Source organism: Allobosea sp. R86505 (assembly GCF_042466375.1).
In the GTDB taxonomy this organism is placed as follows: domain Bacteria; phylum Pseudomonadota; class Alphaproteobacteria; order Rhizobiales; family Beijerinckiaceae; genus Allobosea.
In genome coordinates this window covers 3,710,493-3,732,112 of sequence record NZ_JAXHPY010000001.1, presented here as the reverse complement: position 1 = coordinate 3,732,112, position 21,620 = coordinate 3,710,493, and the positions used below count along the sequence as shown (strand labels likewise).

Here is a 21,620-nt window from a genome sequence, read left to right as displayed (position 1 = left end):
GCTCGGCCGGTGTAGATGCGGGCCACGGTTTGCATTCTGCAAATTTTTGCCTTGCGGGGCACAGTCATTTTTTATAGTCATGAGATGCTCTTAAGAATACCTAAGCTCCGGCAAGCGCGATGGTAAATACAGATCAAGCGGCGCTTGTTTCAGGCGCCGTTTTTATTTGGGCGGATCATGCCCCGATCTTTTCGAGAAGCTCCGCGAGCGCGCGCTGCGGGATCAACGTCTTGTTGTCGATCTTCACATGGCGAAGGCGGCCGTCTTTCATCAGTTCGTAGATCTTGGACCGCGAGATGCCGAGCAGACTGCCGGCGCGCTCGACCGGGTGGAGCAGCGCCTCGGTACCGGAATTGAATGCGATGGAATTCGAGATCATCAGAAGTTCCCATGCTCGTGATGTGCGTATCGCCTGATCCGATATCCGTATGGACAGCGGTGGAAGGCTGAAACCATTCAAACACACAGTGATGTGGGTTCGATTGCGAGGCTTAGGACGTACGCTTTCCGTTATTGGTGACCGGTAGCCCTTCGAGGAACGCCTCCCAATCTTTGCGCAAGATGAACGTGGCGCGGCCAGCCTTGCGGGCAGGGAGCTTTCCTTCCTTGATCAGGCTGAAGATATGCGTCCGCCCGAGGGGGCCCTGTGCGGCAAGATCCTCAATGCGGCTGGCGAAGCTCTGGCTCTCGTTGTCCTTGATCGACATTTGTATTCCCCTGAACGCAACCGAACGATTGCTTGTTCAGGAGAGTGGACACCGATCTGGAAATTTGCAAATCCAGGCGGAACACATGACCAAAAATCATGTGGTCGGAGAAAAAATAACCCTTATGAATCAACTATAAAATAAATATGCCGGGACGATTTTAAAGGGTTGGTAGCACACTGGTAGCAGCCCTACGGTAACGTACTGTAACCTTGTGATTATTTAGGTCGCCCATTCGGATGGTCGAATTGATGACTTTGCTTGCCTCCTTGGCGTTGATGTGCCGGCGCTGCGTTCTCCTCTACAAGTTCGGCGAGCTTGACGAAGGCCGCCCGCTTTTCGGCTAGGCGATCATACTGGTCATAATGCCGACCCGTGACGTCCCTGCGCGTATGGTTCAAGGCAGCGGCTACGTCGTCGGAAGAGAAGCCAAGGGATGACATTCGGGTTGCCGCCGTCCTCCGCAGGTCATGCGGCGTCGGCGGCTCAACGCGCCACGACGCTTTGGCGGGCTCCGTGTCAGGCAATTCCTTAACGAGACGAGCCATGGCAACGGCGAGGCTATGTGCCGTGATGGCCGTGTTACGGACCGACGGGGAGGGGAACAGGTAGGGTTCATCATCATCGACCAGGGAAAGCGCTTCCTGGATCGTCTGGACCGCCAATGGCGACAGCGGCACGATCATCGCCATGCCGTTTTTTGAGCGATCCGGCGGTATGGTCCACGTCGCCCGGTCGCGCAGATCGAGGTCAAGCAGCTCCGAGCGGGCTATGCCAGCGACCTCGCCGGCACGGGCAGCGGTCAACAGAGTGAGACGCAGGGCCAGCCCTACACGGTGCGATATCGGCCGCCGGATGCTCCGCTTCCAAAAAAGCGCAATCTCTGCGTCGTTCAGGACGCGGCGCTTGACCCTCTCTTGCCCGGGGCGACCAATCCGGAAAGCCGGATTGACGCTAACCGCGCCACGGTCGAGCGCGAAGTTGAAGACCTTCGATATCAGAGCGAGGACTCGGTTAGCTTGCGTCTTCTTGTCCGCACTCACCATACCGTCGAGCAATCCGATCACGTCAAGACGACTGATTTGGTCGGTGCGGCGGGTGCGCCAGTGAGGTAGCACGTGCAGCCGCAAGTTCCGGTCGTCAGCATCGGCCGTGCGCTTCTTAGGGCGCGCATGCTTTTCGAGATATATTTCCGCTAGCGCGCCAAACGTTTTCGTCTTCGCTTCCTCTCGGTTTTTACGCTTTTGCTCGACCGGATTTACGCCGTCGCGTCGGACGCCTTTCCGCATGTCGTCTGCCACCTGGCGCGCGGCTGCCAAGCTGACATCGGGATAGGTTCCTATCGTCGCGCGAGCGACCTTGGCGGAAACCGGGTCGCGGAACCGGAAGCTGAAGGATTTGGCGCCTGCTGCCGTGACGCGAAGCGACAGTCCGGCGCATCTCTGGTCGGCTATCTCCAATCTGCCGACGGCAGGCAGGGGAGCGCTTTTGATCGCGGCGTCCGTTAGAGAAATCTTCATCGCGCCGGTCCCCAAATTCTGTTGCCCCCAGCTTGATAGCGCTATGCCGAAGCGGGGGCAACGATCAATGTGGGGACACGCCGGGGACACAAAGTCCACCGAACGTCAGCGAATTTGATAGCGTTCAGAACAAGCCAAGTGATCAAAATAGATCAATAAAATCAAAAGTTTGATGGAGTGCGGTTCGTGCTAGAACGTTCGCCTGAATTCAAGAGCATACGACTGAAAATCGCAGTGTCGCTGGTTCGATTCCAGCTCTGGGCACCATTCTCCTCTCCTCAGACGACATCATCTCCTCGGCTCGTTCCCGGGTCCGCGCCGGCACGTCGCCGCGCCTGACCTCGCACGATCACGGCGCTGGCGAGCAGACCCCCTGCGCCTGCATGCCGGGCGCGCCGCTTCCGGCGTTGAAGCGCGCCCGCCGCTGTGGTCGTCTCGGTCCAACAAGCCGCCGCGGCCCAGTGTCGCGAGCGGAGGGCCCGGGAGGACAGCCATGCGCATCGCCAGAATCGAACCCTTCATCCTGCATATCCCCGTCACCGGCGGGTCGATCGCCGATTCGACGCATCGGATCAGCCATTGGGGCGTGGTCGGCACGAAGATCGTCACGGAGGAGGGGCTGGAGGGCTATGGCTTCACCGGCACCCATGCCGATCTGCCCTCCGACCGGCTGATCACCGCCTGCATCCGCGATTGCTATGCCCCGCTGCTGGTCGGCGAGGATGCGTCGGAGAGCAACCGGCTCTGGCTCAAGCTCGCCCGCCATCCGGCGCTGCAATGGGTCGGCCGCGCCGGCATCACCCAGCTCGCGCTCGCCGCGGTGGATGTCGCGCTCTGGGATCTCAAGGCGAAGAAGGCCGGCGTGCCGCTCTGGAATCTCCTTGGCGGCGCCAGCAAGCCGCGGCTGGAAGCCTACAACACCGATATCGGCTGGCTCTCGATCCCCAAGGACCAGCTCGTCGAGGGCTGCCGTAGGGCAGTGGAGAAAGACGGCTTCCACCGCATCAAGGTCAAGGTCGGCCATGCCGATCCGGGCATCGACATCGGCCGGCTCGAGGCGGTGCGCCACGCCGTCGGGCCCCATGTCGCGCTCGCCATCGACGGCAACGGCAAATGGGACCTGCCGACCTGCAAGCGCTTCTGCGCCCGGGCCGAGCCGCTCGACATCTTCTGGTTCGAGGAGCCGCTCTGGTATGACGATGTCGGCTCGCATGCGGCGCTCGCGCGCGACACCTCGATCCCCGTCGCACTTGGCGAACAGCTCTATTCGCTGGACGCCTTCCGCGCCTTCATCGCAGCCGATGCGATCCACTACGTCCAGCCCGATGTCACCCGGCTCGGCGGCATCACCGAATACATCCAGGTCGCCGATCTCGCGCTCGCCAGCCGCCTGCCGGTTGCGCCCCATGCCGGCGAGATGAGCCAGGTCCATGTCCATCTCGCCTATTGGCACCAGGCGACGCCGGTTCTGGAATACATCCCCTGGATCAAGGACGCCTTCGAGGAGCCGGCGAATGTCGTCGACGGCTGCTTCCTGAAGCCCCAGCGGCCGGGTGCCGGCACGACGCCGACGAGCGACGCCTCCGCTCGCTTCGCCAAGCCGCTGGGCTGACCTCGACGGCCTCCAAACGCGAAGGCGGGCATCCCTCGAGCGTGCTGAGTTGTCTCGGAACCACCGCCGTCATCCCGGGCTTGGCCCGGAATCCATCGGAGGGCTCCGGAGCCCTCCGATGGATTCCGGATCGGCGCGGCTGCGCCGCTTGTCCGGAATGACGCTCTGTTTCCGAGTGAAATCAGCACGCTCCCATGTGCAGTTCAGGAGGACATGGCCGCCCTGCCTTGCTCAGGCCGTCATGGCAAACTAGATTGACGGTGATCCGTTGGGGTGCCGCAAGGCTGAGAGGCGCACGACGCCAACCCATCGAACCTGATCCGGATAATGCCGGCGAAGGGAACGGTCGTCGCAGCGTCGCTTCACCCGTCCTGCCACGGCCGCAGCCTTCACGGCCGCGAGGGTAGGGCATGCCGCACGCATCCATCCAGTCCCGGTCCAACCCACCGCTGCGGGTCGGCATCGTCGGCGCCGGCGTCGTCGGCCTCGCCTGCGCGGTCGAGCTGCTCGGCCGCGGCGCCGAGGTCGAGCTGTTCGAGCGCGGTGAAACGGCCGGGGCCAGGGCCTGCTCCTGGTGGGCCGGCGGCATGCTCGCCCCCTGGTGCGAGGGCGAGAGCGCCGAGGAACCGGTCGTCCGGCTCGGCCAGGAGGCGGCGAGTTGGTGGGAGCGCCATGTCGAGGGCGTGGTCCGCAAGGGCACGCTCGTGGTCGCCCCCAGCCGCGACCGGGCGGAATTGCGCCGCTTCGCCAGCCGCACCTCCCATCTCGTCGAGATCGATGCCGACGCCATCGCCGCGATCGAGCCCGATTTGGCCGGGCGCTTCGGCAAGGCGCTGTTCTTCGAGAGCGAGGGCCATCTCGATCCGCGCCTGGCGCTGGCGGGGCTGGCGGCGAAGGTGATCGCGCGGGGCGGGCGCATCCATTACGGCCGCGAGGTCGCGCCCGAGGACGTCGCAGCCGACGCGGTGCTGGACTGTCGCGGGCTCGCCGCCCGCGAGGCGCTGCCCGATCTGCGCGGCGTCAAGGGCGAGATGCTGCTGCTGCGCACCCGCGACGTCACCCTGTCGCGCCCCGTTCGGCTGCTGCATCCGCGCATCCCGCTCTATGTCGTGCCGCGTGCGGACGGCATCTTCATGGTCGGCGCGACGATGATCGAGGGCGGCGACCGCAGTGCCGTCACCGCGCGTTCGATGCTGGAACTGCTCGGCGGCGCCTATGCGCTGCATCCGGCCTTCGGCGAGGCGCAGATCGTCGAGATCGGCGTCGATGCCCGCCCGGCCTTCCCCGACAACCTGCCGCGCCTGACGCGCCGCGGCCGGGTCATCCATGTCAACGGCTTCTATCGGCACGGTTTTCTGCTGAGCCCCGCCATGGCGCGGCTGGCGGCGGAGGCCCTGCTCGATCCCGCCAGCATCCCGGAGAGGCTTCATGACGTTGCTGCTTAACGGCGAGCCGCGCGAGGTCGCCGCCACCACGCTCGATCAGGCGCTGGCCGAGCTCGGCTATGCCGGCAAGGTCGTGGCCACCGCGGTGAACGGCGATTTCGTCCCGGCGCGCAAGCGCGAGACGATCACGCTCAACGAGGGCGACCGCATCGAGGTCGTCGCCCCGATGCAGGGCGGCTGAGAGGATCACCGACATGGCGAGCTTCTATGGTTTCGAGCCGAAGAGCCGGCTCTTTCTCGGCACGGCGCAATATCCGTCTCCGGCCATCCTGGCGGAGGCGGTGAAGACGTCGGGCGTCGAGATCGTCACCGTCTCGCTGCGGCGCGAGGCCGGGGAGGGCGGGGCGGGACAGGCCTTCTGGTCGCTGATCCGCGACCTCGGCGTGCGCGTTCTGCCCAACACCGCCGGCTGCCACGGCGTCAAGGAGGCGGTGACGACGGCGCAGATGGCGCGCGAGGTCTTCGGCACGAACTGGATCAAGCTCGAGGTCATCGGCGAGGACGACACGCTCCAGCCCGATGTCGTCGGCCTGATCGAGGCGGCGCGCATCCTCACGAACGATGGCTTCGAGGTCTTCCCCTACACCACCGAGGATCTCGTCGTCGGCGGGCGCCTGCTCGATGCCGGCTGCGAGGTGCTGATGCCCTGGGGCGCGCCGATCGGCTCGGGCCGCGGCCTGAACAATGTCTACGGCCTGCGCAGCATGCGCGCGCATTTCCCCGGCATCCCGCTCGTGGTCGATGCCGGCATCGGCCTGCCCTCCCACGCCGCCCAGGCGATGGAGCTGGGCTATGACGCGATCCTGCTCAACACGGCGGTGGCCAAGGCGGGCGATCCCGTGTTGATGGCGCAGGCCTTCGCCCGCGCGATCGAGGCCGGTCACCAGGCCTTCCAGGCGCAGCCGATCGAGGCGCGCGACATGGCGGCGCCCTCGACCCCGGTCATGGGCAAGGCCTTTCTCTCGTGAAAGCAGCCTCGATGAAGCTCGACCCCTTCTACCCGATCTTCGACAGCGCCGACTGGCTCGCCCGCATGCTGCCGCTCGGCGTCAGGCTGGTGCAGCTGCGCGTCAAGGACCGGAACGAAGCCGAGACCGGCCGCGAGATCGCCCGGGCGAAGACGCTGTGCGCGCAGGCCAGTTGCGTGCTGGTCGTGAACGATTACTGGCGGCTGGCCATCGAGGAGGGCTGCGACTTCGTCCATCTCGGCCAGGAGGATCTCGACGGCGCCGATCTCGCCGCGATCCGTAAGGCCGGGATGCGGCTCGGCGTCAGCAGCCATGACGAGGCGGAGCTGGAACGCGCGCTGCGCACGCAGCCAGACTATGTCGCGCTCGGCCCGGTCTACCCGACCATCCTGAAGGCGATGAAATGGGCGCCGCAGGGGCTGGAACGCGTCACCGAGTGGAAGCGCCGCCTCGGCGACATCCCGCTCGTCGGCATCGGCGGCGTCTCGCTGGAGCGCGCAGCGGGCGTCTTCGAGGCCGGCGCCGACATCGTCTCGGCGGTCACCGACATCACGCTGAACGCCGATCCGGAAGCGCGCCTGAAGGCCTGGATCGCGGCGACGCGCAGCCGCGCCGCCTAACCCCGGCCAGCCTGACTCCGAACCACCGTCGTCATCCTGGACAAGCGGCGCAGCCGCGCAGGCCGGGATCCATCATAGGGCGCCGACAACGCCCGATGATGGATCCCGGACGACCTTTGGTCGCCCAGGATGACAGTGTGGTTCCGAGGGCGACCAAATCGCGCTCAGACGCTCTCAACCGCCGCATGCCCGTCGACATGGCCGAGGTTGCGCTCGGGGTCGAGACGGTCGCGGACGCGCTGCTTGAGCACCTTGGAATCGGGGAAGCCGCCCTCGCTCTTGCGGTCCCAGATCAGCTCGCCCTCGTAATGGATCTGGAAGATGCCGCCGGTGCGCGGGATCAGCGCGACCTCGCCGAGATCCTGCCCGAAGGTCGAGAGCAGTTCCTGGCCGAGCCAGGCGGCGCGCAGCATCCACTGGCACATCGAGCAATAGGTGATGGTGATGCGGGGCAGGGTCTTGGGTTCGGTCATGGGGACACCTTGGGGGCGATGCGCCTGCATCGGCCGTCGCGGCTGCGCTGGCAAGCCTGTTCAGAACATGGCCGGCCAGCGTCAGCGGTGCCCTAAGTCATTGTCTGGAATGAATTTAATCTGCCTCGCTCTCAACCGCCATAGCGCCGCTGCAGATGCGCCTTGAACACCGAGGCATCGAGCGGGCGGCCCGTCGCCTGCGTCAGCAGATCGTCGGTCTCCAGCAGGCAGCCCTGGCTGTGGATATGGCTGCGCAGCCAGGCCAGCAGCGGCGCGAAATCGCCCCGGCCGATGCCGGGCAGGATCTCGGGCTGGGCCTGGCAGGCGGCCTCGAAGATCTGCGCGGCGGTCATGGCGCCCAGCGTATAGGTCGGGAAATAGCCCCAGCCGCCGCTTGGCCAATGCACGTCCTGCAGGCAGCCGAGGCGGTCATGGGGAACGGTGACGCCGAGCAGATCCTTCATCCCGGCGTTCCAGGCGGCGGGAAGCTCCGACAGCGGCATCGCGTCGGCGATCAGCGCCTTTTCCAGCCGGTAGCGCAGGATGACATGGGCCGGATAGGTCACCTCATCGGCATCGACGCGGATGAAGCCCGGCTCGACCTTGGTGTAGCGCCGCCACAGCGCCTGGGTCTCCCAGGCCGGGCCGGAGCCTCCGAAGGCCTCGCGCATCAGCGGCGCGGCATAGGCGATGAACTCTTCGGAGCGGCAGGCCTGCATCTCGACCAGCAGCGACTGGCTCTCATGCAGACTCATGCCCCGCGCCTGGCCGACCGGCTGGTGGAGATAGGCCTGCGGCCGGCCCTGCTCGTAGAGCGCATGCCCGGTCTCGTGCAGCACGCCCATCAGCGCCTTGGCGAAATCGGCCTCGTCATAACGGGTGGTGATGCGGACATCGTTGTCGGCGCCGCCGCAGAACGGATGGGTCGAGACGTCGAGCCGCCCGCGCTCGAAATCATAGCCCAGCGCCGCCATCATCCGGAGGCCGAGCGCCCGCTGCGCCTCGATCGCGAAGGGCCCTTCCGGATCGGGCGTCTGCGGGCGCCGCGCCTGAACCGCGAGCGCCTCTTGCGTGAAGCCCGGCAGGAAGGCGGCGAGATCGTCGAACAGCGCATCGATCATCGCCGAGCGCCCGCCCGGCTCGTAGTCGTTGAGCAGCGCGTCGTAAGGCGACAGCCCGAGCTTCTCGCCCTTGGCCCGGCCGATCTCCCGCTGCAGCGTGAGCACCTCGGCGAGGAAGGGCAGGAGCCCGGCGAAATCGCTTTCCGCCCGCGCCTGCCGCCAGCGCATCTCGCAGGCCGAGATCGCCTTGGAGGAGGCCTCGACGAGATCGGCCGGCAAGGCGGTCTCGACGGTCCAGAGCCGCCGGATCTCGCGCAGATTGGCCTGCTCCCAGGGCCCGAGCCCAGCATCCGCGTCGGCATCCGCCAGCCAGTCGCCGATGCGCTCGTCCGTGGTCAGCCCGTGATGCATCACCCGCAGCAGCGCCAGGCTCTCGGCCCGCGTGCCGGCCGCGCCCTTGGGCATCATCACGTCATTGTCCCATTGCAGGATGCCGATGGCGTTCCCGAGCGCGGCGGCCCGGCCGAAATGGGCGGAGAGGTTGGCATAGGCGGTCATGGCGGCTCGTCTCGATTGATTGTGGCAAATCCCGCCGTGTCATCCCGGGCGACCGAAGGGAGACCCGGGATCCATTCCGGAACGATAGCGGAAAGGGTCAGGAATGGATCCCGGCTCTCCGCTGCGCTCCGGCCGGGATGACGGCGGAGACTGAACCCGCGCTCACCCGAACAGCGTCTTGAACTGCCGCGGCTGCGAGCGGAGATACTGGTTGGGCACCTTGACCGTGGCGCCGAGCTGCGCGGCGGCGTGCCAGGGCCAGCGCGGATCGTAGAGGATGCCGCGCGCGATGCCGACGAGATCGGCGTCGCCCGTGCCGACGATCGCCTCCGCCTGCTCGGCCTCGGTGATCAGCCCGACCGCGATGGTCGGCAGGCCGGTCGCCTGCTTCACCGCCCGCGCGAAGGGCACCTGGTAGTTCGGACCGAGCGGGATCTGCTGCGCGCCGGAATTGCCGCCGCTGGAGACATGGATGAAATCGGCCCCGCGCGCCTTCAGCGCCTGCGAAAAGGCGAGCGTCTGCTCGAGGTCCCAGCCACCCGGCACCCAGTCGGTCGCCGACAGCCGCACGCCGACCGGGTAGCCGGCGGGGACGACGGCCTTCACCGCCTCGAAGGCGGCGAGCGGGAAGCGCATCCGGTTCTCCAGCGAACCGCCGAACGCGTCTTCGCGCTTGTTGGAGAGCGGCGAGAGGAACTGGTGCATCAGATAGCCATGGGCGCCATGCAACTCGATCGCGGCGAAGCCGAGCCGCACCGAGCGCTTCGCCGCTTCAGCGAAGCGCTCGCAGAGCCGTGCAATGTCGTCGGTCGTCAGCGCGCGGGGATTGCGGGCATGGCCGTCGAAGGCGACCGCGGAGGGGGCGACCGTCTCCCAGCCGCCGGCCTCGAGGGTGAGCTGCCCGCCGCCATGCCAGGGCTGCGCCACGGAAGCCTTGCGCCCGGCATGGGCGAGCTGGATCGCGATCGGCATGTCGGAATGAGCGCGCACGGCCTTCAGCGTCCTCGCCAGCGCGGCCTCCGTGCCGTCATCCCACAGCCCGACATCCTGCGCGCTGATCCGCCCCGCCGGCTCGACGGCCGTGGCCTCGATGATCAGCAGGCCGGCGCCCGAATGCGAGAGATTGCCGAGATGGATCGTGTGCCAGTCTGTCGTATGGCCGTCCTCGGCCGAATACTGGCACATCGGCGCGATGACGATGCGGTTGGCGAGGGTCAACCCGCCGAGCTGGAAGGGGCTGAAGAGCTGGCTCATCGTTAGTCTCCTGATGCGGCCACCCGTATAGGCGTCGGGCGGCGCGCCCGCCACTGGCTGCAACCGCCATCGCGCGATGGTGCGGATGCGAAGGTCAAGTGCCGATCGCCAGATTGCGTCCATCGACAGGGACTGGCTCCCGGGTAGGCTCGACATCTGCGGTCGTCGGCTCCGGCGCGAAAGAAGCCAGCGGCCGACTCCGGCTCGAATGCATACCGATATTGCTCGTCAATACAATTTGTATTACCATGCCATGGTCATGTTCGAATGGGACGACGACAAGAACGCAGCCAACATCGCCAAGCACGGCGTCAGTTTTCAGCGCGCGTCGCGCATCTTCGAGAGCCGGGTTCTGACCGTAATCGACAGCCGGGCGGATTATGGTGAGGTCCGCGAGATCTCGATCGGCATCGTCGAGGCCATCCTGTTCCTGACTGTCGTGCACACCGATCGGCAGGGTGTCGCCAGGATCATCTCCGCGCGGCGAGCCAACCGGGCGGAAAGGAGACGTTATGAAGAAGCGCTACGAACAAGAGCCGACGATTGACGAACTGGCCGCAACGCCGGAATCCGAGATCGACTACAGCGACATTCCCGAACTCGGCGACGCGTTCTGGAAGAGGGCCCGCGTCGTCGAGCCCGATCTGACGCGACCTGTGACCCTGCGCGTCAAGCAATCCGTGCTCGACGCCTACAAGGCGACGGGCAAGGGCTATCAGACGCGGATGAACGCCGTTCTGGAAACCTATGCGCACGCGGTTTTGAAACCCAGATCGTAGTGAGAGGTTTCGGCCAGCCCCCTGCACAGGGCAGCCGAAAGCCCTACGTGGCTGCAGGCTTCCGGTAGGGCACCCGCACCCCCTGCTCGGCGAAGGTGGAGCGGTTGCTCTGCTGGCGCTTCTTGACCTCGGCGCGGGCGACCGTGCGCAGGTGCACCTCGTCGGGCCCGTCGATGAAGCGCAGGGCCCGGCCCCAGCTGTAGATGAAGGCGAGCGGCGTATCGTTGGAGAGCCCCGCCGCCCCGAAGACCTGCATCGCCCGGTCGGCGATCTTCGTCTGCAGACGCGTCGCCACCACCTTGATCGCGGAGACCTCGGTGCGGGCGGCCTTGTTGCCATGTTTGTCCATCATCCAGGCCGCGCGCAGGCAGAGCAGCCGCGCCTGGTCGATCTCCATGCGCCCCTCGGCGATCCAGTCCTGCACATTGGCGTAGTCGGAGAGGGTGCGGCCGAAGGCCTTACGCTGCAGGGCCCGCTCGACCATCAGCGCGAGTGCCACCTCACACTGCCCGATCGAGCGCATGCAGTGGTGGATGCGCCCGGGGCCCAGTCGCGCCTGCGCCAGCGCGAAGCCCGCCCCTTCCTCGCCCAGCAGATTGGCGGCGGGCACGCGCACCGCGTCGAAATCGGTCTCGGTGTGCCCCTCCGGCGAATGGTGGTTGAGCAGCGGCAGGTTGCGCATCACGCTGACGCCGGCTGCGTCCATCGGCACGATGATCATCGAATGGCGCTTGTGCGGGTCGGCGTCCTCGGCGAGGTCCGACAGCCCCATCACGATGCAGAACTTGACGTTGGGATGAAGCGCCCCGGTCGTCCACCATTTCCGCCCGGTGACGATGTAGTCGTCGCCGTCGCGGATGATCGTGGTCTGCAGGTTGGTCGGGTCGGAGGAAGCGACGCCGGGCTCGGTGATGCCGACGCAGGAGCGGATTTCGCCGTTCATGAGGGGAACCAGCCAGCGTTGACGCTGCTCCGGAGTCGCGAAGAGATGCAGGATCTCCATGTTGCCGGTGTCGGGTGCGTTGCAGTTGAACACCTCCGACGACCAGTAAATCCGCCCCATGATCTCGGCGAGCGGCGCATATTCGAGGTTGGAGAGCCGCGTGCCTGGCTCATCGGGCTTCAGCGCCGGCAGGAACAGGTTCCACAGCCCTTCCACCTTGGCCCGCGCCTTCAGCCCGTCGATCAGTGCCATCGGATAGTGCCCGGCCTCGACCTCCTCGCGCCAGCGCGCATCGGCGGGCTGGACATGGGCGTCCATGAACGCCTGCAGCCGCGTGCGCAGCTCCTCGACCCTGGCGGAATAGGCGAAATCCATGATGTCGTTCCTCAGTCGCGGCCGTCGATCACGGCCTCTGCGCGCAGCGCGAAACTCTCCGCCATCTCGCCGACCGCGACCGCATTCTCCGCCGCGGCGTTGCCGGCCTTCGCCCGCGCCGCGATGCCGTCGAGGATGACCGCGAAGCGCAGCAGCGAGAAGGCCAGATGGAAGCGGCCTGGCCCCTCGGCCCGGCCGGCAGCCCTGCAGTAGCGGTCGAGATAGGCTTCTTGCGTGGGAATGCCCAGCGCCGCGCGGTCGAGCCCGACGATGCCGGCATACATGGCCGGCGTCGAATGCCAGGGCAGGCAGGAGAAGGCGACATCCGAGAGCGGGTGGCCGAGCGTTGAGAGTTCCCAGTCGAGCACGGCGATGACGTCCGGCCGATCGGGCGCGAACATCAGGTTGCCGAGCCGGAAATCGCCATGGACGATGGTCGTCTCCGGCGTCTCGTCGAGATGCGCCGCCAGCCAGGCGAAGACGCGGTCGACCGCCGGGATGTCCTGCGTCTTCGTCTCCTGCCATTGCCGGCCCCAGCGGGCGATCTGGCGGGCGTAGTAGTTGCCGGGCTTGCCGTAGTCGGCCAGCCCCGCCGCCTGCCAGTCGAAGCCGTGCAGCGCGGCCAGAGTCTCCGCCATGGCGAAATACATCGCTTCCCGATCGCCGGGCGTCACGCCGGGCAGGGCGGTGTCGTGGAAGACGCGGCCCTCCAGCCGCTCCATCAGGTAGAAGGGCGTGCCGACGATCGCCTCATCCGCCTCGAAGAGCCGCACGGGCGGCACCGGGACGGCCGACCCCGCCAGCGCCTTGAGGATGCGGTATTCGCGGTCGACCGCATGGGCCGAGGGCAGCAGCGGCCCGGGCGGCTTCTTGCGCAGGACGAGTCGGGTGCCCGCCTCCGGATAGGACAGGAAGAAGGTCGGGTTGGACTGGCCGCCGCTGATCCGCTCCAGCGTCATCGGCCCCGCGGCCCGGCCGGGCAAGGCGGAGCGCAGATAGGCATCGAGACGGGCAGCGTCGAAATCCAGCGGGGCGGGGGCGGGCGCAGGCATGGTCGGCATCATCGGCAGGGCAAGCGGCGGGGTCAACGCGACGGGCCGGTCACGATGTCGCGCCGCCCGGGCCAAAATGTGCCTTCGGCCTCGCGGGCTCGCCCCGTCAGGCGGCCGGTCGCAGGCTTGCCAGGAAATGCGCGACGAGGTCGCTGATCATGCCGGCTGAGGCCTCGACCTGCACCGCCGCGCTGTCGAGCTCGATCGACATCTTGGCGACGTCGCCGATCGAGAGCCGCGCGGCCTGGGCGGAGCCGAGGCCCTCGCGGGTGCGGGTCGCGGCCTCCTGGGTGTCGGCGGCCATGTCGGTCGTGGCGCTCGACTGCTGCTGCACCGTCTGCGCGATCGAGGCGGCCGATTGCTCGAGCCGCCCGATCGTCAGGCTGATCGAATCGACATGCCGGACGCAGATGTCCGTCGCCGCCTGGACCTGGGCGATCTGGGTCGCGATCTCGCCGGTGGCGCCGGCGGTCTGGTGGGCGAGCGATTTCACCTCGGCGGCGACGACGGCGAAGCCGCGGCCAGCGGCGCCGGCCCGCGCCGCCTCGATGGTGGCATTCAGCGCGAGCAGGTTCGTCTTCGTCGCGATCTGCTCGATCAGCGTGACGATCGAGCCGATGCGCCCGGTCGCCTCGGTCAGCATCGCCATCGAATCGGAAACCTCGCGCGTATCGGCGACGGCCGCTGCGGTGATCGTCGAACTCTGCTGGGTCTCGCCGCTGACATGGTTGAGCGCGCGGACCAGCACGTTCGTGGCGGCCACGGCGCGGTCGATCCGGTCCGTGCAGTCACGCGCGGCATCCTCCGCCACCGTCGCCTCGCGGTCGGCCTGCTCGCTGCGATAGAGGCTGGTCGCCGCATAGTCGCGCAGCGTGCTCGCGGCGACCCGCAGGCTTTCCGAGAGCTGCCCGATCTGCGTCTGGAAGGAGGAGGCGGCCAGATGCAGCTCGTTTTCGCGTTGCGTCAGCCCGATGCGGCTGGCGCGCTGGTGGCAGGATGTCGCGGCCAGCGCGTCGCACAGGATCAGCCGCGTCAGCGCCGCCGCATCCGCCATGGCGGCGCGGCTGCTGAAGCGCCGCCGCCGTCCGATCTCGGCGAAGAGCGGCTCGATCAGCCGCAGCGCGGTGCCGAGCCGGGTGCGGATGCCCATCGCGTCACCGAAGGCGCTGGTGGCGGCGCGATTGAGATCGGCCGCGTAGTCGTCGCCGAACTCGGCCCGGAACAGCATTTCGAAATGCTGCTGCTCGGCCTCGACGATCGGCGCGCGGTGCCGTTCGACATGCACCTTCATGTCCGCGACTTTGTGCTCGAGATGGTCGCAATAGTCGGTGGCGGCGGCGCGGGTCCGGGCGGCCACGATCGGCAACAGGGATCGCGCGGCGCTGCGCGCGCGCTCGTCGACGCCCGATGCGACGAGCAGTTTCTCGATGCCCGCACGCGTGATCGCGGCGGGTCGCTCGGGAGACGTTGAATCCTGGGTCAAGACACGCCTCAGCCGAAATTGCGCCGGCTAGGACCGTCTCACGAATCCCTTAAACAAAACTGGCGCGAATTGAGCAGCTTTTTTGCGCCGATTTGGGCAGGTTCTTAAGCCGCGTCGAGCCCGTAGAGCGAGTGCAGCGTGCGCACCGCGAGCTCCGTATAGGCCGCGTCGATCAGCACCGAAAACTTGATCTCGGAGGTGGTGATGGCGCGGATGTTGATGCCCTTTTCCGACAGCGCCCGGAAGGCGCGCGCCGCCACGCCGGCATGGCTGCGCATGCCGACGCCGATCGCGGAGACCTTGACCACATCGGTCGCGCCCTGCAGCGCCTGGTAGTGGATCTGCCCGTGCAGGCTCTCCAGCAGCGTCTTGGCGCGCTCGTAATCGGCGGTGGGGACAGTGAAGGTGATGTCGGTCGTCGCCTGATCGTCCGAGACGACCTGGATGATCATGTCGACATTGATGTTGGCGTCCGCGAGCGGTCCGAAGATTGCGGCGGCGACGCCCGGCTTGTCGGCCACGCGCCGGAGCGTGATCTGGGCTTCGTCGCGCGAAAACGCGATGCCGGTGACGATCTGCTGTTCCACGATGTCGTCCTCGTCGCAGATGAGGGTGCCTGGATTGGGATGGGTGGGGTCGTCGAAGGAGGAGCGCACATAGGTCGGCACGCGATGCACCATCGCGATCTCGACCGAGCGGACCTGGAGGACCTTGGAGCCGAGCGAGGCCATCTCCAGCATCTCCTCGAAGGAGACCCTGTCCATGCGCCGCGCCTTGGGCACGACGCGCGGGTCAGTGGTGTAGACGCCATCGACATCGGTGTAGATGTCGCAGCGATCGGCCTTCAGTCCCGCCGCGATCGCGACCGCCGAGGTGTCCGAGCCGCCGCGCCCGAGCGTGACGATACGGTTCGTCTGCGCATGCATGCCCTGGAAGCCCGAGCACACCGCGATCTCGCGGTTGCGGTCGAAGCCGGCGAGGATGCCGGCGCCGTCGACGCTCTCGATGCGCGAGGAGCCATGCGCGTCGGAGCCGAAGATCGGGATCTGCCAGCCCTGCCAGGAGCGGGCCGGCAGCCCCATCTCCTGCAGCACGATCGCCATCAGCCCGGAGGTCACCTGCTCGCCCGAGGCGACGACGACGTCGTATTCGGCGCGGTCATAGAGCGGCGCGGCTTCCTTGCACCAGCCGACCAGCTCGTTGGTCTTGCCGGACATGGCGGAGACGACGACCGCGACCTCGTGGCCGGCGTCGAATTCCCGTTTGACATGCCGGGCCGCGTTCTTGATGCGCTCGACGGTTGCGACGGACGTGCCGCCGAATTTCATCACCAGACGGGCCATGGCGGTCCAGAGGCTCTCAAAACCAAAGAAGATCCCGACGGGCGGGACGAAAGGTCACCCTCGCGCCGGGCGCGGGGCGCGTGTAGATGACGGGGAGCGGCAGGCCTGTCAATGCGACGATGGCCCGGCCGGCACCGGTGAATGGAGCACGAGCATGGCGGCGACCGCACGCACCGACGGCGCAACCCGGGACGGTTCCACCATCGATCCCGCCGAGGTGGCACGCTTCGAGGGCATCGCCCGGACCTGGTGGGATCCGAAGGGCCCCATGGCGGTGCTGCACAAGTTCAACCCGGTGCGCCTCGCCTTCATCCGCGACCTCGCCTGCGCCCGTTTCGGCCGCGATCCGAAGACGATGCGGGCGCTGGAGGGGCTGACGGTCGTCGACATCGGCTGCGGCGGTGGCGTGCTCAGCGAGCCGCTGGCGCGTCTGGGGGCGCAGGTGACGGGGCTCGATCCGGCGCCGACCAATGTCGCGGTCGCCCGCGCCCATGCCGAGGCGTCGGGCCTGACGGTCGATTATCGCCAGCAGACCATTGAGGCGCTGGTGGCCGAGGGCGGGCGCTATGACATCGTGCTGGCGATGGAGGTCGTCGAGCATGTCGCCGATGTCGAGGCCTTCGTCGCGGCCTGCTGCGCCGCGGTGAAGCCCGGCGGCATCCTGATGATGGCGACGCTGAACCGTACGCTGAAATCCTATGCGCTCGCCATCGTCGGGGCGGAATATGTCCTGCGCTGGCTGCCCCGCGGCACCCATGACTGGGAGAAATTCGTGACGCCCGGCGAACTCGGCGACGCCATCATGCGCTGCGGGCTCGACCTCGGCGAGACCACGGGCGTGACCTACAACCCGCTGACCGACCGCTGGTCGGCCTCGCGCGACACCGACGTCAACTACATGATCGCGGCCGACAAGCCGGCCTGAGGCCAGCAGGGGCTCAGAGCCAGCGCCGCAGCGCCGTCAGCGCGATCAGCAGGGCGAGCCCGCTCCCGAGCGCCACCAGCGAGGTCGTCAGCGCCGGGTTGGTGCCGATCGTATAGCCGAGCTTGCGCCAGGCGAGCGTGCCGAGCACCGCGCCGCCGATCACGATGAAGCCGTTGAGGATGATGCCGAAGGCCCCGTCGCGCAGCAGCAGGTCCGAAATCCAGCCGAACAGCAGCAGCGTCACCCCGACGATCGCCATGAACAGCACGAGCTGCGGCGTCGACATATCCGGCAGTCCAAGCATCAGGATCAGCGTGCGCACCGAGCATCCTCCGGAGAGACCGCTATTGTAGGCGGCGCGGGTTAAGGGGATGCTGCCGTCGGCAAGGCCGGCGGCTGCGTCTGCCCGCGGGCTCGGGGAACCGTTGGAAGGGAGCGCTCGGCGACGACGCCAGCGCCATCCTGTTGCGTTGCATCATAGTTCGTTCGGCCTATGGCGCGGCGCAACATATGGTGCATGATCTCGGTCAAATCTGCCGCAGCCGCCCAGGCGACCGTCAATCGGCAGACCAAGCAGGGGAGAGACGACCATGTCGAAGACGCAGGCCGCCGCGCAACCGCTCAAGGATCTCTACGAACTGGGCGAACTGCCCCCGCTCGGCCATGTGCCGGCCAATATGTATGCCTGGGCGATCCGGCGCGAGCGCCACGGGCCGCCGCAGGAGAGCTTCCAGGTTGAGGTCGTGCCGACCTGGGCGATCGGCGAGGAGGAGGTGCTGCTTCTCGTGATGGCCGGCGGCGTCAACTACAACGGCATCTGGGCCGGTCTCGGCCAGCCGATCTCGCCCTTCGACGTCCACAAGCAGTCGCTCCACATTGCCGGCTCCGATGCGTCCGGCATCGTCTGGGCGGTCGGCTCCAAGGTGAAGCGCTGGAAGGTCGGCGACGAGGTCATCGTCCACTGCAACCAGGACGACGGCGACGACGAGGAGTGCAATGGCGGCGACCCGATGTTCTCGTCATCCCAGCGGATCTGGGGCTACGAGACGCCCGACGGCTCCTTCGCGCAGTTCTGCCGGGTCCAGTCGCGCCAGCTCATGGTCAAGCCCAAGCATCTCTCCTGGGAGGAGGCTGCCTGCTACACGCTGACGCTCGCCACCGCCTATCGCATGCTCTTCGGCCATGCCCCGCACACGATCAAGCCGGGCGACAACGTGCTGGTCTGGGGCGCCTCCGGCGGTCTCGGCGTCTTCGGTGTGCAGCTCTGCGCGGCGTCGGGCGCCAACGCCATCGGCGTGATCTCGGACGAGACCAAGCGCGACTATGTGCTGGGGCTCGGTGCCAAGGGCGTGATCAACCGCAAGGATTTCAACTGCTGGGGCCAGATGCCCACCGTCAACAGCCCGGAATACGATGTCTGGGTCAAGGAAGCCCGCAAGTTCGGCAAGGCGATCTGGGACATCACCGGCAAGAAGGACGTCGACATCGTCTTCGAGCATCCCGGCGAGGCGACCTTCCCGGTCTCCTGCCTCGTCGCCAAGCGCGGCGGCATGGTGGTGTTCTGCGCCGGCACCTCGGGTTTCAACATCACCTTCGACGCCCGCTATGTCTGGATGCGGCAGAAGCGCGTGCAGGGCTCGCATTTCGCCCATCTCAAGCAGGCGAGCGCGGCCAACCAGTTCGTCATCGACCGGCGCCTCGACCCCTGCATGTCCGAGGTCTTCCCCTGGGACAAGATCCCGCTCGCCCATCACAAGATGTGGAAGAACGAGCACGCGCCCGGCAACATGTCCGTGCTGGTCTACGCCCCGCGTACAGGCCTGCGCACCTATGAGGACGTGGTCGAGGCGCTGGCGGGGTAGGGGCGGTTCGGACGGAGCGGCGCTCAGGCGGAGCGCTTCAGCGCCGCCTTGCCCGCCGTCTGCTCGATGAAGGCCGACCGGCTCACGCCGCGGGCGCGCGCAGCCTCGTCGATGGCCCTCAGGACCTTCCGGTCCAGCATGACGTTGATGCGCTCCTTCGGCGGGGCGATATCGTCGAGCGGAATGTTCTCCAGAACCGCTCCGCTCCGCAGATGGTCATCGACGAAGATGTCCTTGATCTCCGAGATGATGTCAGGATCGCCGAGAAGTTCTTTCAGGGTACGGGCGTGGGGAACGTCGTCCCCGTCCGCGCGCAACGCTGCGATATGGCCGGCAAGGGCTTCTCGCGCCTTCTTTCTGGCTTCCTCATCTGTGGCTCCCGACGAAACGCAGCCGGGCAGATCGGGAAAGGTCACACCCCAGGTCGCCGATCCCGGCTCGGGCAAATGAAGCAGGGCAAAATAGCTGGCCGACATCAAATCCTCCATCGCGAGTTTCGCCACCGCTCAGGCTCAAGCCAGACCCGGCTGCCGTCTCACAGATTTCACCGTTTTTGGATGCATGTCCTTGACGGGGTGCGGCAGCGTGACCTTGCCGGGCTTCGAGGGGTGTTTGAAATGGTGATGGCTGCCGGTCACGGAGTGACGCACCCATCCATCGCGCTCCAGTTCCTTGATCAAGTCGCGCGAATCCATCGGCCCTGAATCCCGACTGATTGTGGATATTTTACACATGCAACTCCCGTTGGCCAAGGTGGCGGATTGCGCTGAGGTCTGAGATCGACATCGCCGTCTCTCAACTGCGTAAATGGTCCACCAAATCTGTCTGCTGCGGCGGCGCTTGCGTTCCAGCGCGCAGACAGATATCCGTTCGGTAAAGTAATTCACCGGACGAGGCGCCGATGTCGCTCCAGCTCTATGCCCATCCCTTCTCCTCCTACTCGCAGAAGGTGCTGGTCGCCCTCGACGAGAACGAGACGCCCTTCACATTGCGCCTGCTCAGCAGCGAAGACCCGCAGACCGGCGCGGAATTCGCAGCGCTCTGGCCGCTGAAGCGCTTCCCGGTGCTGGTCGACGGGACCGAGACGGTCGTCGAATCCAGCATCATCATCGAGCATCTCGAACTGCATCACCCCGGCCCGCGCCCGCTGCTGCCCCGGCAGCCGCAGGAAGCACTCCCCGTGCGGGCGATGGACCGCTTCTTCGACAACTACATCATGAGCCCGATGATGCGGATCGTCTTCGACCGGATCCGGCCGGCGGAGGAACGGGATGCGCTCGGCGTCGCCGAGGCGCGCGCCCTGCTCGACACCGCCTATCAATGGCTCGACGGCCAGCTTGGCGGCCGGGACTGGGCCTTCGGCGGCGGCTTCTCCATGGCCGACTGCTCGGCGGCGCCATCCCTGTTCTATGCCGACTGGGTCCATGAGATCGACGCGGCCTTCCCGAACACCCGCGCCTACCGGGCGCGGCTGCTGGCGCGGCCCTCCGTCGCGCGCGCCGTCGAGGCGGCCCGGCCCTATCGTCACCTCTTCCCCCTCGGCGCCCCGGATCGGGACTGAGCCGTCCCGGCGGCTCCGGCATGGCGGCAGCGCGCCGCGGCGCTGTCATGGACTGAGGAAGGCCTGTAGAGCATCTCGCTCGCAAAGGCGTTCCATGCTGTCCTCACCCTTCTTCCTGCGCATCGTGCCGCTCGTCTTCACCTTCCTCTGGTCGTCGGGGTGGATCGTTGCGGGCTATTCGGCGCAATATGCCGACCCGCTGACGTTCCTCGCGGTGCGCTTCGCCACGGCGGGCGTGCTGCTGGCAGCCTTGTCGCTGGCGGTCGGCGCACGCTGGCCGGCAACGCCGCGCGCCTGGCTCGACTGCGCGATCTCGGGCATCCTGCTGCACGCGCTCTATCTCTGCGGCGTCTGGTGGGCGGTCCGGCACGGCCTGCCGGCCGGGATATCGGGCCTGATCGCGGGCCTGCAGCCGATCCTGACCGCGCTGCTGGCGCCGGCGCTGGTCGGCGAGCGCATCTCGGCCATCCGCTGGGCCGGCATCGTCTGCGGCTTCCTCGGCATCGCGCTGGTGCTGGAGCCCAAGCTGGTCGGGGTTGATCCGGTCGCGCTCTGGGGCATCCTGATTCCCGTCGCGGTGAACCTCGTCGGCATGGTCGCGGTGACCTTCGGCTCCTTCTTCCAGAAGGCCCGCATTGTCTCCGGCGATCTGCGCACCGTCACGACGATCCAGTATGCCGCGGCCGTCGCCTTCACGCTGCCGCTCGCCTTTGCGCTCGAGCCGATGCGGATCGAGTGGAACCTGACCATGGCGCTCGTCCTGGCCTGGTCGGTGCTGGCGCTGTCGCTGGGGGCCATCGGGCTCTATCTGCTGATCCTGCGTCGCGGCGAGGTCTCGCGCATCGCGACCTTCCTTTATCTCGTGCCGGCTTTGGTCGCGGTCGAGGCCTGGATTCTCTTCGGGGAGACGCTGGCGCCGATCCAGATCGCCGGCATGGCGCTCACCATCATCGGCGTCGCGCTCGCCAGCCGCAAATAGCGCCGCTGCGGCATAGGCGTGCCATGCGGCGATCTTGCGCCGAAAGAGGCATTCCGGCTTTCGAAATCTCGCCCTATGCTGCGACGCACAAGGGAGAGCA

At 66.9% G+C, this 21,620-nt stretch carries 24 protein-coding genes and 1 riboswitch; of the genes, 11 read left to right on the top strand and 13 right to left on the bottom strand.

From position 1 onward, the window contains the following. Positions 1-175 precede the first annotated feature (175 nt). The 3 genes from SJY11_RS17995 to SJY11_RS17985 form a co-directional block, all read right to left on the bottom strand. On the bottom strand, positions 176-379 hold the full coding sequence (locus tag SJY11_RS17995; protein WP_376988127.1) for a helix-turn-helix domain-containing protein: 204 nt from the start codon (positions 377-379) through the stop codon (positions 176-178). 112 nt (positions 380-491) lie between these two features. Then, positions 492-707 carry a DNA-binding protein gene (locus SJY11_RS17990; RefSeq protein ID WP_376988126.1) on the bottom strand — a complete coding sequence of 72 codons (216 nt, stop codon included), beginning with the start codon at positions 705-707 and terminating at the stop codon, positions 492-494. Positions 708-925: 218 nt separating this feature from the next. Continuing rightward, positions 926-2,227, bottom strand: coding sequence for a tyrosine-type recombinase/integrase (locus tag SJY11_RS17985; RefSeq protein WP_376988125.1), 1,302 nt, complete (start codon positions 2,225-2,227; stop codon positions 926-928). Between the two features lie 493 nt (positions 2,228-2,720). On the opposite strand from SJY11_RS17985, the gene SJY11_RS17980 reads away from it, so the two are divergent. From SJY11_RS17980 to SJY11_RS17960, 5 genes are all read left to right on the top strand, one after another. Beyond that, positions 2,721-3,839: a mandelate racemase/muconate lactonizing enzyme family protein gene (locus SJY11_RS17980; protein WP_376988124.1), complete on the top strand. Its 1,119-nt coding sequence runs from the start codon at positions 2,721-2,723 to the stop codon at positions 3,837-3,839. Between the two features lie 259 nt (positions 3,840-4,098). Further along, positions 4,099-4,198: riboswitch (TPP riboswitch) on the top strand. A gap of 90 nt (positions 4,199-4,288) precedes the next feature. Next, on the top strand, positions 4,289-5,284 hold the full coding sequence (gene thiO, locus SJY11_RS17975; RefSeq protein ID WP_376989364.1) for a glycine oxidase ThiO: 996 nt from the start codon (positions 4,289-4,291) through the stop codon (positions 5,282-5,284). Continuing rightward, a complete protein-coding gene (gene thiS, locus SJY11_RS17970; protein WP_376988123.1) occupies positions 5,268-5,465 on the top strand; it encodes a sulfur carrier protein ThiS in 198 nt (65 codons plus the stop codon). Before thiO ends, thiS begins: the two co-directional genes overlap by 17 nt. 13 nt (positions 5,466-5,478) lie before the next feature. Further along, entirely contained in the window at positions 5,479-6,252 is a 774-nt protein-coding gene (locus SJY11_RS17965; RefSeq protein ID WP_376988122.1) for a thiazole synthase, read from the top strand. A gap of 11 nt (positions 6,253-6,263) precedes the next feature. Beyond that, positions 6,264-6,872, top strand: coding sequence for a thiamine phosphate synthase (locus SJY11_RS17960; RefSeq protein ID WP_376988121.1), 609 nt, complete (start codon positions 6,264-6,266; stop codon positions 6,870-6,872). 164 nt (positions 6,873-7,036) lie between these two features. Here the strand turns inward: SJY11_RS17960 and SJY11_RS17955 are convergent, their stop codons facing one another. The 3 genes from SJY11_RS17955 to SJY11_RS17945 form a co-directional block, all read right to left on the bottom strand. After that, positions 7,037-7,345 (bottom strand): Rdx family protein, encoded by a 309-nt coding sequence (locus tag SJY11_RS17955; protein WP_376988120.1) that lies wholly within the window; start codon positions 7,343-7,345, stop codon positions 7,037-7,039. Between the two features lie 131 nt (positions 7,346-7,476). Next, positions 7,477-8,964: a carboxypeptidase M32 gene (locus SJY11_RS17950; RefSeq protein WP_376988119.1), complete on the bottom strand. Its 1,488-nt coding sequence runs from the start codon at positions 8,962-8,964 to the stop codon at positions 7,477-7,479. 162 nt (positions 8,965-9,126) lie between these two features. Then, entirely contained in the window at positions 9,127-10,218 is a 1,092-nt protein-coding gene (locus tag SJY11_RS17945) for an NADH:flavin oxidoreductase/NADH oxidase (RefSeq protein WP_376988118.1), read from the bottom strand. Between the two features lie 208 nt (positions 10,219-10,426). On the opposite strand from SJY11_RS17945, the gene SJY11_RS17940 reads away from it, so the two are divergent. Continuing rightward, positions 10,427-10,765, top strand: coding sequence for a BrnT family toxin (locus SJY11_RS17940; protein ID WP_376988117.1), 339 nt, complete (start codon positions 10,427-10,429; stop codon positions 10,763-10,765). After that, positions 10,731-10,997, top strand: a complete 267-nt coding sequence (locus tag SJY11_RS17935; RefSeq protein WP_376988115.1) for a BrnA antitoxin family protein — start codon at positions 10,731-10,733, stop codon at positions 10,995-10,997. Before SJY11_RS17940 ends, SJY11_RS17935 begins: the two co-directional genes overlap by 35 nt. A gap of 43 nt (positions 10,998-11,040) precedes the next feature. Here the strand turns inward: SJY11_RS17935 and SJY11_RS17930 are convergent, their stop codons facing one another. The 4 genes from SJY11_RS17930 to SJY11_RS17915 all read right to left on the bottom strand — a co-directional run bounded on the left by SJY11_RS17930 (position 11,041) and on the right by SJY11_RS17915 (position 16,193). Then, positions 11,041-12,315, bottom strand: a complete 1,275-nt coding sequence (locus SJY11_RS17930) for an acyl-CoA dehydrogenase family protein (protein WP_376988114.1) — start codon at positions 12,313-12,315, stop codon at positions 11,041-11,043. 11 nt (positions 12,316-12,326) lie between these two features. Next, the gene (locus SJY11_RS17925) at positions 12,327-13,367 is read right to left on the bottom strand and encodes a phosphotransferase family protein (RefSeq protein ID WP_376988113.1); all 1,041 of its coding nucleotides are present in this window, start codon (positions 13,365-13,367) and stop codon (positions 12,327-12,329) included. Positions 13,368-13,473: 106 nt separating this feature from the next. Then, the gene (locus tag SJY11_RS17920; RefSeq protein ID WP_376988112.1) at positions 13,474-14,850 is read right to left on the bottom strand and encodes a methyl-accepting chemotaxis protein; all 1,377 of its coding nucleotides are present in this window, start codon (positions 14,848-14,850) and stop codon (positions 13,474-13,476) included. A gap of 104 nt (positions 14,851-14,954) precedes the next feature. Then, entirely contained in the window at positions 14,955-16,193 is a 1,239-nt protein-coding gene (locus tag SJY11_RS17915; RefSeq protein WP_326911730.1) for an aspartate kinase, read from the bottom strand. Between the two features lie 154 nt (positions 16,194-16,347). On the opposite strand from SJY11_RS17915, the gene ubiG reads away from it, so the two are divergent. Then, a complete protein-coding gene (gene ubiG, locus SJY11_RS17910; RefSeq protein ID WP_376988111.1) occupies positions 16,348-17,118 on the top strand; it encodes a bifunctional 2-polyprenyl-6-hydroxyphenol methylase/3-demethylubiquinol 3-O-methyltransferase UbiG in 771 nt (256 codons plus the stop codon). Positions 17,119-17,131: 13 nt separating this feature from the next. Here ubiG and SJY11_RS17905 read toward each other — a convergent pair whose 3' ends face one another. After that, a complete protein-coding gene (locus SJY11_RS17905; RefSeq protein ID WP_376988110.1) occupies positions 17,132-17,440 on the bottom strand; it encodes a hypothetical protein in 309 nt (102 codons plus the stop codon). Between the two features lie 268 nt (positions 17,441-17,708). Between SJY11_RS17905 and ccrA the strand changes: the two genes are divergently transcribed. Next, entirely contained in the window at positions 17,709-18,980 is a 1,272-nt protein-coding gene (gene ccrA, locus SJY11_RS17900) for a crotonyl-CoA carboxylase/reductase (RefSeq protein WP_376988109.1), read from the top strand. Positions 18,981-19,003: 23 nt separating this feature from the next. On the opposite strand, the gene SJY11_RS17895 is transcribed toward ccrA, so the two are convergent. After that, complete coding sequence (locus tag SJY11_RS17895) at positions 19,004-19,483, bottom strand: type II toxin-antitoxin system HicB family antitoxin (protein WP_376988108.1); 480 nt, start codon at positions 19,481-19,483, stop codon at positions 19,004-19,006. A gap of 9 nt (positions 19,484-19,492) precedes the next feature. Then, complete coding sequence (locus SJY11_RS17890) at positions 19,493-19,675, bottom strand: type II toxin-antitoxin system HicA family toxin (protein ID WP_376988107.1); 183 nt, start codon at positions 19,673-19,675, stop codon at positions 19,493-19,495. A gap of 206 nt (positions 19,676-19,881) precedes the next feature. Between SJY11_RS17890 and SJY11_RS17885 the strand changes: the two genes are divergently transcribed. Next, the gene (locus tag SJY11_RS17885) at positions 19,882-20,541 is read left to right on the top strand and encodes a glutathione S-transferase family protein (RefSeq protein ID WP_376988106.1); all 660 of its coding nucleotides are present in this window, start codon (positions 19,882-19,884) and stop codon (positions 20,539-20,541) included. A 94-nt stretch (positions 20,542-20,635) separates the two neighbouring features. Further along, complete coding sequence (locus SJY11_RS17880) at positions 20,636-21,520, top strand: DMT family transporter (protein WP_376988105.1); 885 nt, start codon at positions 20,636-20,638, stop codon at positions 21,518-21,520. Positions 21,521-21,620: the final 100 nt, after the last annotated feature.